Genomic DNA, 17473 nt, shown 5'->3' on the forward strand with positions numbered 1-17473 from the left:
CTCAAACTACCACTTCAAACACTTTCATAACCTTTGCCAAATAGGTCATGTTCCCTTTAAATGACTGAGATGCCTAAAAGGAAAAGTCTTCGATATTTGTTATTTTACTCATACTCTAAACATTAAGTATGAAGATTATGAGAAAAATTCTACTATTAACCCTTGCAGTAATTTCCTACACCTCGTGGGCTCAGGTCAACATATCGGGCAAAGTAACCGATGACTCTGGGCAGGAGGTAGTGGGAGCGACCGTTCTGGAGAAGGGCACCTCAAATGGTGTCATTACCGACTATGAAGGCAAATTCTCCCTTCAGGTGAGCAGCTCAAATGCCGTGCTTACTTTTTCCTTTGTGGGATTTAAGTCCCAGGAAGTGGCAGTAGCCGGGCAAACTAACCTGTCCGTGACCATGCGCGAAGGCCTGGAGCTGGGTGCCGTGACGGTGGTAGGTTCCAGAAATGAAAACCGGACGGAGCTCAGCACCCCGGTGCCAGTAGATGTGATTGATCTGGCAGAAATCCCCTCACGAAACGGACAGATCGAGATCAACCAGATTTTGCAGTATGCGGCACCTTCCTTCAACTCCTCCAAGCAGTCGGGGTCTGATGGTGCTGACCACATAGATCCGGCCACACTCAGAGGCCTCGGTCCTGACCAGACACTCGTACTGATCAATGGAAAAAGAAGACATCAGTCTTCATTGATCAATGTGTTTGGAACCAGAGGGCGTGGGAACACCGGGACTGACCTGAACGCCATCCCTGTGGCCTCTATCAAAAGAATAGAAATCCTGAGAGACGGAGCATCTGCCCAGTACGGGTCTGATGCCATCGCGGGTGTGATCAACATCGTACTGAAAGATAACACAGGAGATATTAGTGGCAACGTGACTTATGGTGCTTATAGCACAGCGGCGAAGGGAACCTTTGATCCGGGGACGGCCAATGCCGACGGCAAAAACAGACTGTATGATGACGATAGAAGCTTCGATGGCAATACGGTACGGGCTTCTCTTAATTACGGTCTGGACATTGGTGATGATGGTGGGTTTGTGAACTTCACTACCGAATTTGTCAATAAAGAAAAAGTACTCCGACCCGGGGCTTCTTTTCGTCAGGGTTATGGTGAAGCAGGCATTCAGGGGTTCAACTTCATGGTGAATGCTTCGGTGCCAGTAGGTGATAAGACAGAGTTTTACGCCTTTGGTGGTCGCAATTTTAGAAACACAGATGCCTACGCCTTTTCACGAGATGCCGAATCTGGTCGTAATGTGTCTTCTATCTATCCTAATGGGTTCACCCCCAGGATCACCTCCATCATTTCTGATGCATCGGTATCCACTGGCTTCAAGCAGATTTTGCCGAATGGCTGGAAAATGGATGTGAACAACAGTTTCGGTAAAAACGATTTTCATTATTACATCAAAAACACTGTGAACGCTTCGCTGGAAGAGGCTTCTCCCACAGACTTTGATGCCGGTGGACACAGCCTGGCAATGAATGTGACCTCTGCCACCCTGACCAAATACTACGATGGGTTTTTGTCAGGTACCAACCTGGCCTTCGGGATGGAATACAGAACGGAGACTTTTGGTATTTTCAGTGGTGAAGAGGGCTCTTATGCTACTTACGATACGTTGGGACTGGCCATTACCGGCCCTGATCAGCAAGCTCCTGAGTATAACGACGAGCCACGTCCGGGTGGATCACAGGGTTTTCCCGGGTATAGCCCGGCAAACGAAGTGCTGAGAAGCAGATCCAATCTGGCCTTGTATGTGGATACCGAATTTAATATAACAGAGCAGTTTCTCTTGGGAGCAGCAGTTCGCTATGAGAACTACTCAGATTTTGGTGAGACGTTTAACTACAAGCTGGCTTCCAGACTTGAACTGACCGATAATCTGGCGCTGAGAGGTTCCCTTTCATCAGGATTCAGAGCACCATCATTGGCGCAGATTTATTATAACCTTCGATTTACCAACTTTATTGGTGGTGAGGCTCTGGAGGTTCTTTTGGCGCCCAATAACAGCCCCGTGACTCGTGGGTTTGGCATAGAGCAACTGAAGCAGGAAACAGCCAAGAATGCGAGCCTAGGAGTGACACTGGGAGCTGGTAATTTCACCGCTACTGTGGATGGGTATTACATCACCGTGAAGGACAGGATAGTACTGACCGACTACTTTGATGCCTCTTCTTTGAACATCAACGTGGTGGATGCTCAGTTCTTCGCCAATGGGCTGGATACTAAAACCACTGGTGTGGATATGGTATTGAACTATCGGGCGCAATTGGGTGCCAACCGACTCAATGTGGCACTGACCGGAAACATCAATGATATCTCTATTGAAAAAATCAATAATGGCAACCTGGATGCGGATGTGTTTTTTGGGCCAAGGGAACAGTACTTCTTGAAGGCTTCTGCCCCACCGTCCAAGTTTGGTCTGAACATCGGCTACTTCACCGACCGGTTTGACGTATCTCTGGCGTTCACCCGCTTCAGCGAAATCACAGTGCTCGACTGGCAGATTTATGAGGATGATGCCGACTATGGTGGGTATCAAAACAAGCTCAATGCCTCCAAAGATGTGTATGAGGCAGGAGTGGTTACTGACCTGAGTGTTAGTTTCCAGGTGACAGATGGGCTGACCTTATCTCTCGGAGGAAATAACATTTTCAATGTCTATCCATCACAGCAGGATGACTGGACCGATTCGGGAGGGTACTGGGATTCTGTGCAAATGGGTGTAGGCGGTGCTTACTTCTTCGGTCGCATAGGGTTTACTTTTTAAGACTTAATCAAAATGAGAAAAAGCCCGGTGAAGATTCTTCACCGGGCTTTTTTAGTGCTTCTACCCCTTGATTTGGGTCAATCCAAATGCTGTAACCACTCGATCAGCCGGTCTGTCCAGCTCGCCAGGTGTCCCCGACCAATAGCCAGGCCAAACCCATGTCCGCCGGCAGGGTACAAGTGCATCTCTGTGGGTACGTCTGCTTTTCTCAGGGCTTCGTAAAATCGCAAGCTGTTTTCCACAGGTACTACCTGATCATCCATCATATGAAGAATGAAAGTTGGTGGGGTATTGACTTGTACCTGCAGTTCGTTGGAGTATAATCTCACCAGCTCTTCTGTTGGGGTTTCACCGATCAGATTTTTTCTGGATCCCATATGAGTGATCTCAGTATCCATGGAAATAACAGGATAGATCAGTGCCATAAAATCGGGGCGAGATTCGTCATCAAAGTGGGTGCCGAGGGTGGAGGCCAGGTGGCCCCCTGCCGAGAATCCGATCACCCCAACTTTGTCGGGATCGATGTTCCATTTGTCGGCATTGGCTCTTACCAACTTCATGGCTTGCTGTGCATCCATGAGTGCAGACTGATGAGGTACAATGTTACTTTGAGATTTGGGCAGGCGGTATTTCAGTACAATCCCTGCAATGCCCTGACCATTCAGGAGCTTGGCTATATCCGTTCCTTCCTTATCATAAGCCAATATGGAATACCCCCCTCCCGGGCAGATCACTACGGCCTGGCCTGTGGCTTGACTTTTACCAGGGAGGTATACCTCGATGGTGGGATTTTGCACATAGGCTATTCGCACTGCGTCAGTGGTGTCGCGGGATTCCACTTCTTTGGTTTTCTGCTGGTTGGGCACCTGATCTTTCCAAAGGGGGAGCAGGTAGTTTTGCCCGTGGGCGAGGTGGATGGAAGAAAGCACAATGAAAGTAAAAAGTAGTCTCATGGGATTTTGTATAAATCAACTCAAATATTGATTAGTTAGCCGGAATGGCCAACAATGCAACCAATAAAAAAGGGGCAAGCGCCCCCTTTATTTTATTTTGCTGTATCGTCTTTTGGAGGATCATTGGCCTCCTTTGGCTTTTTGGGTTCGTTTTTCTTTTTCACCTCGCTGGCCAGCTTTTGAATCTCTTCGGTAGACTTGCCTTTCAGATAATCCGGGAGCTCCATACCGGCCATGCCAAACATCTCCTGAAGTGGTGGTACAGACTTATACAAACCGGAAATAAAGTTGGCCGTAGAGGATTTTTCGTTCTCCCCATTGCCACTGTCCCAGACGGTGATCTTATCAATTTTGATGTTTTTGATGGCTTCAGTTTGCAGTTTTACCAATTCATTCAGTTTATCGGCAATAATCAGCAGCACCGCATCACGCGAGTTATTGCCGGCGGCGCTTACTATTTGTTTGAACCCTTCGGCCTGCTTGGTCAATACTTCATAAATACCTTTGGCTTCAGCCTCTTTCATAAACAGGATGGCGTCTGCTTCCCCTCTGGCTTTTCTTCTGATCATTTCGGCCTCCGCTTCAGCAGCTATTTCCACTTTTTCTTTGTCAATCTGTGCGGGTATTACCACATCAGCTGTTTGGGTGGCTTTATCTCTTCTCGCTCTGGCATTTTCAGCCTCCTGCTCTGCGGCATAGGCTTCTTCCAGGGCTTTGGCAGATTGTACCTTCTCTGCGGCGATGGCAATTTTCTGTGCTTCGGCCTCTTTTTCTCGTCTGGCAGCGTCCGATTGTGCGATGGTGATCTTGGCGGTATTTTCCCCTTCCACGGCCATAGCATCGGCTGAAGCTACTTTTACCCGCTGCTCCTGATGAGCATTGGCCTCACCAATAGATCCGTCTCTCACCTTCTCAGCCACACTTTTTCGGGCATCGTTGATGGCTTTGGCTGCAGCCTCTTTTCCCAGTGCTTCTATGTATCCAGACTCATCTTTGATGTCTGTCACGTTCACGTTGATCAGTTTCAGACCGATCTTTTTAAGCTCAGCTTCCACATTGGAGGCCACATTGGCCAGGAACTTATCTCTGTTGCTATTGATCTCTTCAATGTCCATGGTCGCAACCACCAAACGCAGTTGTCCGAAAATAATGTCTTTGGCCAGGTCATGAATACTTTGCTGTGACTGACCCAGCAGGCGCTCTGCGGCATTGTTCATGACACCTTCCTCAGTAGAGATACCCACGGTAAACCGTGATGGCACATCCACGCGGATGTTTTGGCGAGAGAGGGCATTCGTCAGCATCACTTCAATAGAAATGGGTGTCAGGTCCAGAAATTCATAATCTTGAATGATGGGCCAGATAAAGGCGGCACCCCCATGGATACACTTGGCCGACCGGCCCTGGTCATCGGCGCCTTTGCCGACTTTTCCATAGACTACCAATATTCTGTCTGAGGGACAGCGCTTATAGCGTTGAAAGAGACCAATGAGTAGTACAAATACGAATACGACTACTGCGGCGATGATAAATAAGAAGGTACTCGACATTGAATTATTTAGATTTAGTAACGATTAATGTGTCATTGCTGGTGATGTCTGTGACGGTCACCACGGCGCCTGTTGGCAAATCCTGATCATCATCGGTGATGGCGTCAAGCTCCCGCAGAGATCCCTGCACTTTGATGCTCACCTTCCCGATATTGCTTCGGCCTGATAGGATGGGCAGATAAACTTCTCCGATTCCCCCGATCGCATTCTTAGCGGACATATTGCCAGAGTCTGTCAGCTTGCTGAAATAATAAAAAATTGCTGCCATAATCACCATCATCAGGATACCGGCCCCAATGGAAATGACTACTGAGAGTCCTCCTGACAGCCCTGAATCCAGACAAGCGATGCCTGTCCATGAGAAAAGCGTAAAAAAACCTACAAAATTTTTGATGGTAAAAAACTGGAAGCCAGCACCATCATCGGTTTCTACGTCAAAGTCTGCCGACCCGTCTGTATCCATATCGCCACCCACAAAAGTCATGATCATCTGGAGTAGGAAAATCAGGGAGAAAGGGATGGCAAAGCCCCAGTAAATTTGTTGGAGGGTGGTGAGGGAGTTCCACCAATCTGAAAAATTGAAATCCATGGGTGAGTTATTTTGACCTTAAAATATCACTTTTTTCTTTTCCATGTACGTGCTTTGCCTTTTTCTCTTAGAAAATTAACCGTTATTTTGACTACTTGTGTGATATTCTCTCAGAGTGATCCTGTATGAGTAAAAAAATATTGCTTACCGGCTTTTTCGCACTGGTATTCTTAAGTGCACTTTATGGGCAAACTCATTGGCTGGGTTTGGGGCCATCGGTGCCATTGGCAGACTTTGGAGATGCAGACGCAGAACACCCGACCAGCGGGATGGCGGCCACGGGAATGGCCCTTGGTTATGAATTTATTGGCCCGACTGATAGTTTGGGACTGGCGATTTTTTTCAATGCCTCCTTTATTTGGAATCCCTTCGACGAATCTTCCGAAGCCCAAATAGAATCCTCGATGAGGAGCCCACCGGAGAACTTAAAGTATTCACATTACTTTGGCCTGCCCATGGCCGCAGGGGTTAATTTTTCTCCCCGAAATACCTGGCAGGTGTCAGCGGGGGGAGTAATCAGCTTTTTTAAACCTACTGCCATGGTGATAGGGCGGGATGTGTACAAAATAAAAGGAACCACAGGTTTTGGGTTGACCCTGGGCGCTTCCCTGCGCATCGGTTCGCGCGTGGCACTCAAAGCCCGGTATTATTGGGTGACCAATCATCGGTTGAAAAATGGATATTATCGGTACTATAATTCACCAGAAAACAAGGTGCAGAACGTCAACGAGCTTACTGCCATGCTGGCCTTTAGGCTAGGAGATTAATTCCGTTCCTTAACAAAACGAAACAATATTCTTTTGTCGATTTTCAAAAGACCTACACTTTCTCCTACCTTCGTAGCTTCATTTTCAGCGTATGCGACAGAAACTACTTAGGGAAGGGGCCAACGAGCTTTCTTACGAAATTCGTGGGATTGTGAAGAAGGCAGAGCAGCTTGAGCAGCTTGGATATTCTATACTGTGGGAGAACATTGGAGATCCTATTCAGAAAAATCACAAGCTGCCGGCATGGATGAAGGAGATCATAGCAGGATTGCTCTATGAGGACAATACCTATGGGTATAGCCACTCCAAAGGCGTGCTATCTACGCGCGAGTTTCTGGCAGATTTGAATAATAAGCGCGGAGGTGCTCAGATCTTGCCACAGGACATTACCTTTTTCAACGGACTGGGGGATGCCATTCAGAAAATCTATCAGTACCTCTTGCCCACCTCACGGGTGATTGGTCCCTCACCGGCGTATTCTACCCACAGTTCTGCGGAGGCGGGGCATGCCAACCATCATCCGATCACCTACAAGCTGGATCCGGATAATAGCTGGTACCCCGACATGGATGACCTGTACAATAAGGTGAAGTACAACCCGAGCATCGTGGGGATACTCATCATCAACCCGGATAATCCAACCGGCATGGTTTACCCCAAGGAAATATTGGAAAAGATGGTGGCCATCGCCAGGGAGTTTGATCTCTTCCTGATCTGTGATGAGATCTATATGAATATTGTCTACAATGGCGCAAAAACCTGCACGCTTGCGGAGGTGATAGGGGATGTACCTGCCATTTCGTTGAAAGGAATTTCTAAGGAGTTCCCCTGGCCAGGCGCCAGATGTGGCTGGGCCGAATATTACAACCGTACCAACGATCCGGAGTTTACCAGACTATGTGAGACCATAGACAATGCCAAGATGATCGAGGTGAGCTCGACCAAGTTGCCGCAGCTTTCTATTCCCAGGATCATGAAGGATCCTCGTTATCCGGAGTTTATCAAAGAAACAAGGGATAAGATTGGCAGGAGAAGCGCCTATTTGAATGAGGTATTTAGTGATGTGCCGTATGTGAAATTCAATCAGACCAACGGGGCTTTTTACAACACCATGATTTTTGAGCCGGGTGTGCTGAATGACAAACAGACCCTGAAGATCACTGATCCAAAGGTAGAAGCTTTGCTGGAATCCTGGATGAAGGCCAATCACATGACGCTGGACAAGCGGTTTGTGTATTATCTGCTGGCTGCCAAAAATGTGTGTATCGTCCCGATCTCCTCGTTTTCATCAGACCTGTTGGGCTTCCGGCTTACGCTGCTTGAGGAGGATGAAAGCATCATCGAGAAGACCTTCAAGCTGATCAAAGAAGGCGTGATGGAGTACTGTCAGTCGGTTTAATTATTTATTCGTTAATCAAAAATCACTGTCCGATTATTGTGCACCAGGGCCTTACGTTGCAGGTGTGTCCAGATGGCCCTTGAGAGTACGATCTTTTCCAGGTCTTTTCCTTTTCTGATGAGGTCCTCCACGGAGTTTTTGTGGGAGATTTTCACTACATCCTGCTCCAATATGGGGCCGGCATCCAGGTCAGCAGTAACATAGTGACTGGTGGCACCTATCAGTTTCACCCCCCGCTCATGCGCTCGGTGGTAAGGCTTGGCGCCAGCAAATGCCGGAAGAAAGGAATGGTGAATGTTGATGATTTTATTGGGATAGGCATTGATGAACTCATCGCTGAGTATCTGCATGTACCGCGCCAAGATTAAAAAGTCAATGTTGAGTTCCGAGAGCAGTGATCGCTGGGCCTGCTCCATTTCCTGCTTGTTGTCTTTGTTGATTTCAAAGTGATAAAATGGAATGTCATATCGCTCAGCGATGGTCTGATGCACGGTATGGTTGGAAATGATGGCCGGAATCTCAATCTCCCACTCACCTGAGTAGTGTCGCGACAGGATATCGTAGAGGCAGTGGGAAGATTTGGAGACAAACACCGCCATTCTGGGCTTTTTGTCTGTAAAATGTAGCTGCCAGTCCATGTCGTATTGGCTGGCTATTTTATCCTGAAAGGTGCCATGAATATCCTCTTTGGGGATGGTAAATCCGTCGAGTTCCCATTCTGCCCGCATGAAGAATACCCCTTCTGTTTTTTCCACATGCTCATCCAGGTCGATGATGTTGCCATTGTGCTCAAACAGGAAATTGGTAATGGTACTGATCAGGCCTTTGCGGTCCGTACAGTGGATCAGTAGTATGGCATGGTTCTTTAAGCCCATAGTTATTCGGTTTGTATCAAAAGTGGGGCTGACTTTTTGGGTGGGTAAAAGTAATAAGAATCGGTTATGATAAAAGGGGCAATTCCCAATGATACCTGACAGCCAGCACTCTGAAGGAAACGATAAACCCGGCAGTGATCAGAATGTTGAGAAATTGTTCTACCGCCCAAAAATCCAGAAGCATGAACACGATGCCTCCGGCGATACACGTGAGTGCATAGATTTCTTTGCGGAAGATGAGCGGGATTTCATTGCAGACAATATCCCGGATTACCCCACCAAAAACCGCGGAGATCATGCCCATCATAATGCCAATGATAGGAGAGACACCAAAGTCCAGGGCCTTTTGTAGACCCAGAATGGTGAATACGGCGATGCCTATCGTATCAAACAGGAAAAAGGTTTTTCTGAGCTTCTGGACTGCCTGCCGAAACAAAATGGCAATGGAAATGCCTATGAGGATCATGAACAGGTAATTGAGGTTTTGCATCCATGAAACAGGAGTGCTCCCCAGCAGCACATCGCGAAGTGTACCACCGCCCAGCGCCGTGATAAAAGCCACTGCTGAGATACCGAAAATATCCAGCTTTTTGTCAAACGCGGTGAGTGCTCCACTGATGGCAAATACCATGGTGCCCAAGAGGTCTATGAAGTAGAGGATATTCAAAAGTTCTTATTTTTCTGGCAAGGTACTAAGATGAGGGATCAGATACCACTTCAAAACTTCGTGAGGTGGAGTTGCCCTGTTCGTCTAAGATGGTGATCAGATATGCTCCTCTTGGCAGCAGGAGTGACTGCTTATGCTCCCCATGGGTGCTCCCAATATAGCGGTCGTTGAGGTGCCAGAAGAGCTCTGCATTGGGATTTTGATGGGAGCCTTCCAAAATCACCTCACTTGACTGGCCCTGCAATTCTTTAGGGATAAATATTTTGGCGTTCACCGATGGATAATTGATCGCCAGTAGATTTTCCACTTGCTGCTCACATCCCGGGTATATGGGCGGTCTGCCGGAGTAATCGGAGTGATTCTTTTGATAGTAATAGCCTTGCTTCGGGGGGAGTACAAACACTGACTGCAGGGAAGCCTTGTGCATGTCATAGCAGGAATGATTGACAATGTAGGTGTTACTCTCGTCCATCCAGAGTCGCTGATGATAGGTACATAAGCCGGATTGTTCCGCTTGAGGCCCCAGTTCCATGGTTTCGGTGTGTTCGCATGCCGGCCCGGCCAGCATCCCGGAGGCGGTGCAGGTTTGATGGGGAAATGAAAAAGGCCTGAGCTTTTCGAGCCATTGGCCATCGTATTCTCCAAGCCGGATGAGCTCGGTGAGGATGGGGCCTGCAGATGAAGCGCCCGAGAGACCAGCACGGCCCTCGCCATCGGCATTTCCTACCCATACACCCACGAGAATGTTGCCGTTCAGTCCAATGGCCCAGGCGTCTCTAAAACCGAAGCTGGTGCCTGTTTTCCATGCGATCAGCTGGCTGGAGCTAAAGTTTTGCCAGGAGTGATCGGCTCCAGGCCTTGTGAGTTCGGTCATGGCCTGGAAGGTATGCCAGACATTGATTTCGCTGAGCTCCACATCCGCGATTTTCTGAGAATCAGGAAGGTAGCTGATGCTGAGATTATCCTCGTTGGCCAGCTTTCTGTACAGACCAAAATACGCCTGGGCCAAGTCCCAAAGTTTGACCTCTCCCCCACCCAGAATGATGGAGAGACCGTAATGCCCCGGTGGCTGAGTGAGGGTGGTGATCCCAAATTTTTGAAGGTCCTGATGAAAAACCTCATAGGTATATTCCTGCAGGAGATGGGTAAAAGGGATGTTTAGAGACATGGACAGTGCCTCATTGGCTTTGACCATCCCTGCATATCCCAGGTTGAAGTTTTTGGGAGTATACCCACCAAAGGAGCTGGGCACATCGGGAAGGAGGGTTTTTGGCAGCATAATGCCTTTTTCCAGTGATCTGGCATAAAGCAGGGGCTTGAGGATGCTACCCGAACTTCTTGGTTTTTGGATAACATCCACCTGATATCCATCCGCGGTGGGATCGGTGGTGTTACCTACGTAGGAGAGCACCTGGCCATTCCGAAGGTCTACCACCATTACAGCCAGGTTGTCGATGCCACTGGATTTTAACCACCGATGCTTACGCTCTGCCACTTCCGTGGTTTTCTGTTGCCAAAAGGGATGGAGAGTTGTAGTCTGGGGTCGTCCCTCGGCATTTTCACGTAGGGTTGTAAGGAGGTGGGGGGCGCGCTGTGGAATATCAAAGGGCTTGTCAGGAAGTGGTTCCTCCAGGCTTAGTGCATAAGTGAGGCTGTCAATGTCAGCGCTCAGATAGAGCTTTTTCAAAAGGAAATCGCGCTTGTACCTCAATGCCTCCATGGAAGTCCCAGGGTAGATTGCTCCGGGTTGATTGGGCAGTACGGCCAGGGTGGCACTTTCTGACCAGCTGAGGAGGTGGGCCGGCCTCCCGTAGTATCGCCATGAGGCAGCATCGATGCCTACCACATTGCCCCCAAATGGAGCCAGGGAGGCGTAATGTCGCAGTAGATCCTCTTTTGAATACCAGAGCTCCATTCTTAGGGCAATGCCCACTTCCCGAAGCTTTTGGAAGAAGGTGCGCTTCTCGTTTTGGAGCATTCGCGCCAGCTGCATGGTCAGGGTACTCGCACCACTGACAATGCGCTGTTGTCTGATGTTTTGCCGAATGGCCCTTAAAACAGAGAGGGGATTGACACCAGGATGGTAGTAGAAGTATTCGTCTTCAAAAAGCAATATGGATCGCTCCAGTTTGACAGGCACGGAATCGCATAAGGGAAATCGCCATTGTCCGTCCGCAGCAATAGAAGCACTGAGCAAATGACCATTGCGGTCATTCAATACGGTAGAGGTGGGTCTGTTGCCCAGGCTGGGTGGTATGGCCAGATAAATACCCAAAGCCAGCAGTGGTGATAGCCAGGCGGCCCACTTGATTTTTGAACGACGATCACCACTGCCTGAAAGCATTTGAGTAGATAAATTATTTGGTTATGTAAACCCATTTCCCGGCGGTTTTCGCCGAGATAGAGGCCTTGTACATGGCTTCTGCCTGTATACCCGGCATATAATATTTGCCCGGGTAGGCAGCCGTCACACTTACTTTGAATACTTTCTGACTGTCTCGACTCAAGTCAAAATACGTATAGACCCTGTCGTCACGAATGTCCTGATAGTCGAAAGCGCTGTATTCACTGGTTTCCTGATCCGTGAGTCGGTCATTTTGGATTTCCCAGCCAGAGGGCAATATGTGCGTAAGGGCTATGTCTTTCACGCTACCGGCAGCATATTCGTTTTTCACAGTGATCAGTACATCAAAGCTCTGGCCCAATTTCAGGCTATCCGGAGAGAGCGATCTGCCGGATGGATCCAGGTAACGGACACTCACGGCCAGGTCAGACTGTGCGACTGGTTCATCGCCGGGCTTTGGAGTGCCAGTGATAGAAAGTGTCACGAAGAAATTGGACTCGCCTTTGTTGTCAATCTTGAGTGACTGTATGGCGTCAATGGGTAACTCGGATTTGTAAATGGCTTTATCCGAAGACCAGGTGGTGTTTTTTCCGCCATAGGAAATACCCGCTTTCATGCCTTTTTCTGTTTGGTTGGCAGTGATGTATTTGCTGATTGCCAACAGCGAATAGGCCGTGGTTTGAGTGCTCATCCAGCCGTCTGCGGACAACCTCTCGGAGATTTCCTGCAAGATTTTATAAGCTTCTGCTTTGCTATCCATGTACACGTAGGTCTCCAGCAGCAGTGCCAGATCCCGCTCAAAGGAGCCGTAGCTGTAGTAATAGTAGCTATATCCATAGTCTTTTACTTTTGAGCGACCGTAATCCTTCATGAGTGTCTGTGCTGCTTCTTTCTGACCGATGATGGCATAGGCAGCAGCAAGTTTATGTACAGACTGAACAGACTTGTCGGAGGTATTTCTGAGCCTGTTCATTGCCCCAATTTCCGGATATCCGGCCAGTGCCAGAGTGAAAAGCCGATAAGCTTGTATCAGATCAGAGTCCCGATGATCTACAGACTTGCTCCAGTTTCGGGCCTTATTCCTTTGGTAGCTCAAAATCTTTTCAATCAGTTCTCCTGGAACGGAGTACCCCTGTTTTTGGGATTCTATCAGAAAATGATAAGCATAGCTCGTTCCCCAGCTGTTGGGATTGTCATAGCCAGGCCAGTAGCCAAGCCCTCCGGTAGGCACCTGAAATTTAGAAAGTCGTTTGATGGCCGTCTTGATGTTGTTCTCAATTTTCACCTGCTCCTCCACCGTCAGTTCGGTGATGTTTTTGAGGAAAAGCTGAGGGAATACCGAGGAGACCGTCTGCTCGATGCATCCATGTGGATAGCGGATCAGATAGCTGAGCCTGTGCTCCAGGTTGATCGGTGGGATGGATGCCACCTCCAGGGTTACTTTGTTGGTGCCCTCCATGCCGAAAAGTTTTCCACCGGGAGTGACTGCCTGGCCTGCTTCCACGGGAAGTACCTTCACGATGGTTTGTGCGGAGTTGGGTGACCTGGACTCAATGTTGATGTCGTGCCTGGCCGACTCACTGCCCGAGGAGGCGGTGATGGTCACTTTACCCGGCCCCAGCTTTTCGGCTACAGCCAGATCAAAATACAGGGTACCATTGGATTCTCTGAGCTCGATGGTCTGTTTATTGGAGCCCCTGAGGCTGAGTACTCCGGAAGTTTCTACCGTGATGGTGGCGTTTTTGATGTCCTCTTTGTATTTGAATACGTTCACAGGCAGACTCACCAGTTCACCGGGGCCTACCACGCGTGGCAGTGTGCCCAGTACCATCAGGGGTTTGATGACCGGAGTGCTTTTTTCGGCACTTCCATAAGCACCACCCAGCCCTGCTACCACCATGGTTCGCACGGATCCAATGTATTGGGGCATGGTGAAAGTATGTTTTTTAGATTGACCACCCTCCAGATAAAAGGGGCCCATAAACTGAACCACGGGCTTAAATCGATTTTCCTCCTTCTTTTTGGAGTCGTCCAGACCTCCCTCGCCACCACCAATGGCGAGCAGTCTTTCGAGGCGACCACCATACGCTCCAATCACGTCATTGTAAAGATCCCAGGTCTTCACGCCTATGGCTTCTTTGCTATAGAAGTGATCCCACGGAGCAGGTGTTTTGAAATTGGTGAGGTCCAGCAGTCCGTCATCTACTACCGCCAGTGTATAGGCCATAGGCTTTCCATTTTTCTCAGTCACCGTGATCTCCACTGGCTCGTTGGGAGCCAGTTCATTGGCCATTCGGATGGTGGGTTCCAGTCGGGTTTCTTTGTCATAGACCTGAATGGAGGCTATCCCATAGAGTCTGATAGGAAGGTCATTGCTGGTCTGACCGTGCGGTTGCAATAAGGAGGCATGCAGGTAGACATTGGGTGCCATTTCGGGGGTTGCGTCCACCGTGAAGGAGGTCCATTCCTTTTCGGTTTTGACCCAGAAATTTTGGACTACTGAGCTGCCATTTTCTATACTGATGAGTGCCTGCCCTTCATAACTTCCACGCATGGTCACATTGATCTTTTCGCCTACTGCGTACTCAGCTTTGTCGGTGCTCACTTCCAGCGAAGTAGCGCCGATGGCATTGCCACCCGATGAGCCATACCAGCTGGTATAAAATACCTGACTGGATGAATGTCCGGACACCGGATCCCTGGCCACGACGATAAACCGCCCCCAGTTGGGGCTTTTGATGGTAAAGTTGATTTTGCCCTTACCTGCGGTGGTGTTGATTTTTTTGGATTCCATCAGTTCGGCATAGCTGGAGGAAACATAGTTGGTGCTGTAGTCATCCGACTGATCCCACCACCAGCGCCAGTTGAGTTTGTAGATTTTCACCTCCACGCCGGTTCGGTCTACGGGTTGCCCATTGGCACCAAGTGTGATCAAGTCTACCTGCTGAGGTTTATCGCGCTCGATGCGGCTACCCTGATCTGCTGTGGAGAGGTTCACCCCCACAAACGAACTGTAGGGGAGGTAGGTCACAGCTTTGGAGTTGACACTGAAAGCGGCGCCCGGCTCAAATACTTTGGTGTTGAAAATGGCTTTGAGCGCTCCCGGGGAGTTAGGTTTTGATGGGAGTTGCAAGTTAATGGTGGCATCCCCATTTTGGTCTACTTCACCACTAAATATCTGCTTTGGGTCGTCATGGAAGTTTTTTCCCGCATCATCAAATTCGTATTGGGCGTAGCCATTAAACGTGGTATTGGTTTCTACCAGTCGCAGCTCGGTCTCGGCCTTCAGGTTGCTCCCGGTGAGTCCGGTGAGCCATTTGACATTGAGTTTCCCTTTCACGGCCCTGTTTTCATAGGTAATCTGATCGCCCCCCAGATCCAGGTTGATTTTCAGGCGGTTGGGTTTTACGGTTTCTACTTTTACGGTTTTGGCGAAACTATTATTTCCTACCGACACGGTTGTCCACCAGTTTCCGGTCACATCATCCGGACTTGTTTTGGTCTGAAAAGTGTAAAGTCCTTTTACGCCCTGTGTGACTACCTGCTTGTCCTTAATGTTGCCACGGGGGTCGCGCAATTCCATGACTACCGGATGATTATCGGGGATTTGTTTTTCGGGATCCTCCAGCATGAAACTGAGGAAAATATCGTCTCCGGGACGCCAGACGCCTCTTTCGCCGTAGACCATGCCTTTGATATTGCCAATCACCCGGGTGCCGGATACATCAAAATTGCTCAGTGAGAGTGATTCATTGTCTTCCAACCTCAGGTAAGATTTTTGACCCTGAGCTTCTGCAATAATAAGAAATGGCCTTCTTTCCGGTTTGATAGTGGCAAAGCCCTGGGCGTCGGTCATGCTGGAGCTCATTTCCTGAAGCTGATAGTCCAGCACTTTGATAGTGGCCTGGATGGGTTGTGCGTTTGTCATGTTGGTGGCGATCACCTTCATGGTGTTGTCACCTCCTATTTTGGCAATCAGCCCAATATCGGTGGCCAGCAGGCTGGTGGAAACAAAGCGATTGGAGTTGTAGTAGGAAACGTGGCATGGGTTATCGCGCTCCTTCCAGGTATACCCCTCGGGGTAGCGATAGTCCCAGAGATTACCCCATTCGTAAAAGTTGTCATCCTGGTGGATGCTCCATGATTCTTTGTCTGTGGGATTGTCTTGCACTTCAAAGACCTGATCACAGGGATAGTTGGTGTATTCCGGAAGAAAACCAATTCTGACCTGATACAGGGCCCCTCTTTCGGCTTCAAAAAGGGTAGAAAGATCTAATGTAAACCGGTTCCAACTGCTGAGGTCTTCGGCCTTGGCGGAAAGGTCGATCTTGCGGCGCATGATTTTTCGACCTACCCGGTTGATCTGATCCTCACCGGAGAGATTATTCACCTGAAAAAAAGCAGGCATATTGGCTTCAAAAATTTTCACTACTTCCACCTGCACGGCTTTGAGATTGACGGATTCGAAGGGTAGTACCAGCCCGGAAGTAGAGGGTAAAATGGTGCCATTTCCTACTAGTCGGAGCTGTGGTTTTTCTGGCTCAAAGGGGATGTAGCTGGTGGTGGTTTTACCCAGGGCCTGCCCTTTGGAGTTTTTGATCCCTTCGAAAATCTCCAGCTTTTTGCTGCCGGTCATGTTTTGAGGTACGTACACCTTCACCTGATTACCTTCGATGACCATGCCCGGATTTCGAACACCTTCGAGATTGATGAGGCCGGCAAGACTCTGGGAAGGATCAAGAGGATCAGAAAAATAGATGGCTACAAAGGGGTCTCCCGAGTTGTCCACCTTGGTAGAAATCATGGAAAACACCGCCTGAGAAGGAACTTCTATTCGCAGATCTTCGGATCGTTTCACCCCTATTGGGGCACCGCTGGCTTTGATCTGGATGGTTTTAGGATCCTTGGTGCGGGTGATCCCTGTCACGGCAAATCGATGGGAGGTCCCGCTGCGATGCTGCCAGGCGATGGGGAGGCTACCTTCCATCTGAATCATTTTTTCTACCGCTTCGTTTTCGGCAAAGTCTGCGGTGTTCACGGTACCTTCAAACTGGAGCTGATCAGGGGTGGAGGGGTCGGGAGCCAGCATTTCACCGAGGATCACTTCAAAGTTTTGCTCGATGATGGAAATTTCGAACTTAAACTGCCCGAGTTCTTTCGGCACTTCTATGAGTGATTGGAGGTTGAGGGTGAATACGAATTTTTGCCCTGATTTTAAAGGCGTCTCCGGGGAAATGGTGATGGCGTGCGGGCCGGTTTTCACCAGGGTTCCTTTGATGGACGGGGAAATGGAAAAAAGGGTGCTGAGCTGCGGGGCATCAGGGATCGGCACGAGATTCGTAAACTGTACGTTGATGTTGTCCTTTTGCGAGATGGTGCCGCTGGTGTAGCCACTGATGTACTCGCCGAAACGAGCGTCATTGATGATGGTGCCAGATGATCCACTGTTGTCGCCACCGCAGGCAAAGAGGAGGCACAGGAGTGTGAGGAGGGGGATGTGTTTTATTTTCATGATTTGGGACTTAAAAAATAACGATGCCATA

The 17473-nt window shown here is 49.0% G+C and carries 10 protein-coding genes; 3 read left to right on the forward strand and 7 right to left on the reverse strand.

Features of this window, described 5'->3' with window-relative positions; all coding sequences use genetic code 11:
* Positions 1 to 137 precede the first annotated feature (137 nt).
* On the forward strand, positions 138 to 2786 hold the full coding sequence (locus GV030_RS10740; RefSeq protein ID WP_159582308.1) for a TonB-dependent receptor: 2649 nt from the start codon (positions 138 to 140) through the stop codon (positions 2784 to 2786).
* Between the two features lie 77 nt (positions 2787 to 2863).
* On the opposite strand, the gene GV030_RS10745 is transcribed toward GV030_RS10740, so the two are convergent.
* The 3 genes from GV030_RS10745 to GV030_RS10755 form a co-directional block, all read right to left on the reverse strand.
* Positions 2864 to 3739, reverse strand: a complete 876-nt coding sequence (locus GV030_RS10745; protein WP_159582309.1) for an alpha/beta hydrolase — start codon at positions 3737 to 3739, stop codon at positions 2864 to 2866.
* A 92-nt stretch (positions 3740 to 3831) separates the two neighbouring features.
* On the reverse strand, positions 3832 to 5289 hold the full coding sequence (locus GV030_RS10750; protein ID WP_159582310.1) for a flotillin family protein: 1458 nt from the start codon (positions 5287 to 5289) through the stop codon (positions 3832 to 3834).
* Between the two features lie 4 nt (positions 5290 to 5293).
* A complete protein-coding gene (locus GV030_RS10755) occupies positions 5294 to 5878 on the reverse strand; it encodes an NfeD family protein (protein WP_159582311.1) in 585 nt (194 codons plus the stop codon).
* Positions 5879 to 6003: 125 nt separating this feature from the next.
* Between GV030_RS10755 and GV030_RS10760 the strand changes: the two genes are divergently transcribed.
* Together GV030_RS10760 and GV030_RS10765 are read left to right on the forward strand one after the other, a co-directional pair.
* Positions 6004 to 6645, forward strand: coding sequence for a hypothetical protein (locus tag GV030_RS10760; protein ID WP_159582312.1), 642 nt, complete (start codon positions 6004 to 6006; stop codon positions 6643 to 6645).
* Between the two features lie 91 nt (positions 6646 to 6736).
* Complete coding sequence (locus tag GV030_RS10765; RefSeq protein ID WP_159582313.1) at positions 6737 to 8044, forward strand: pyridoxal phosphate-dependent aminotransferase; 1308 nt, start codon at positions 6737 to 6739, stop codon at positions 8042 to 8044.
* A gap of 11 nt (positions 8045 to 8055) precedes the next feature.
* Here the strand turns inward: GV030_RS10765 and purU are convergent, their stop codons facing one another.
* From purU to GV030_RS10785, 4 genes are all read right to left on the reverse strand, one after another.
* A complete protein-coding gene (gene purU / locus GV030_RS10770) occupies positions 8056 to 8919 on the reverse strand; it encodes a formyltetrahydrofolate deformylase (protein WP_159582314.1) in 864 nt (287 codons plus the stop codon).
* Between the two features lie 64 nt (positions 8920 to 8983).
* Positions 8984 to 9586 (reverse strand): trimeric intracellular cation channel family protein, encoded by a 603-nt coding sequence (locus GV030_RS10775; protein ID WP_221413331.1) that lies wholly within the window; start codon positions 9584 to 9586, stop codon positions 8984 to 8986.
* Positions 9587 to 9611: 25 nt separating this feature from the next.
* Positions 9612 to 11930, reverse strand: coding sequence for a penicillin-binding protein 1C (gene pbpC, locus GV030_RS10780; protein WP_159582315.1), 2319 nt, complete (start codon positions 11928 to 11930; stop codon positions 9612 to 9614).
* 13 nt (positions 11931 to 11943) lie between these two features.
* On the reverse strand, positions 11944 to 17442 hold the full coding sequence (locus tag GV030_RS10785; protein WP_159582316.1) for an alpha-2-macroglobulin: 5499 nt from the start codon (positions 17440 to 17442) through the stop codon (positions 11944 to 11946).
* Positions 17443 to 17473: the final 31 nt, after the last annotated feature.

Origin of the sequence: Marinoscillum sp. 108 (genome assembly GCF_902506655.1) — a bacterium.
GTDB lineage: Bacteria > Bacteroidota > Bacteroidia > Cytophagales > Cyclobacteriaceae > Marinoscillum > Marinoscillum luteum.

Excerpts from the sequence above, each read along its gene's own strand:
- GV030_RS10740 (WP_159582308.1), top strand. The coding sequence starts at position 138 with ATGAGAAAAATTCTACTATTAACCCTTGCAGTAATTTCCTACACCTCG.
- GV030_RS10745 (WP_159582309.1), bottom strand. The coding sequence starts at position 3,739 with ATGAGACTACTTTTTACTTTCATTGTGCTTTCTTCCATCCACCTCGCC.
- GV030_RS10750 (WP_159582310.1), bottom strand. The coding sequence starts at position 5,289 with ATGTCGAGTACCTTCTTATTTATCATCGCCGCAGTAGTCGTATTCGTA.
- GV030_RS10755 (WP_159582311.1), bottom strand. The coding sequence starts at position 5,878 with ATGGATTTCAATTTTTCAGATTGGTGGAACTCCCTCACCACCCTCCAA.
- GV030_RS10760 (WP_159582312.1), top strand. The coding sequence starts at position 6,004 with ATGAGTAAAAAAATATTGCTTACCGGCTTTTTCGCACTGGTATTCTTA.
- GV030_RS10765 (WP_159582313.1), top strand. The coding sequence starts at position 6,737 with ATGCGACAGAAACTACTTAGGGAAGGGGCCAACGAGCTTTCTTACGAA.
- purU (WP_159582314.1), bottom strand. The coding sequence starts at position 8,919 with ATGGGCTTAAAGAACCATGCCATACTACTGATCCACTGTACGGACCGC.
- pbpC (WP_159582315.1), bottom strand. The coding sequence starts at position 11,930 with ATGCTTTCAGGCAGTGGTGATCGTCGTTCAAAAATCAAGTGGGCCGCC.
- GV030_RS10785 (WP_159582316.1), bottom strand. The coding sequence starts at position 17,442 with ATGAAAATAAAACACATCCCCCTCCTCACACTCCTGTGCCTCCTCTTT.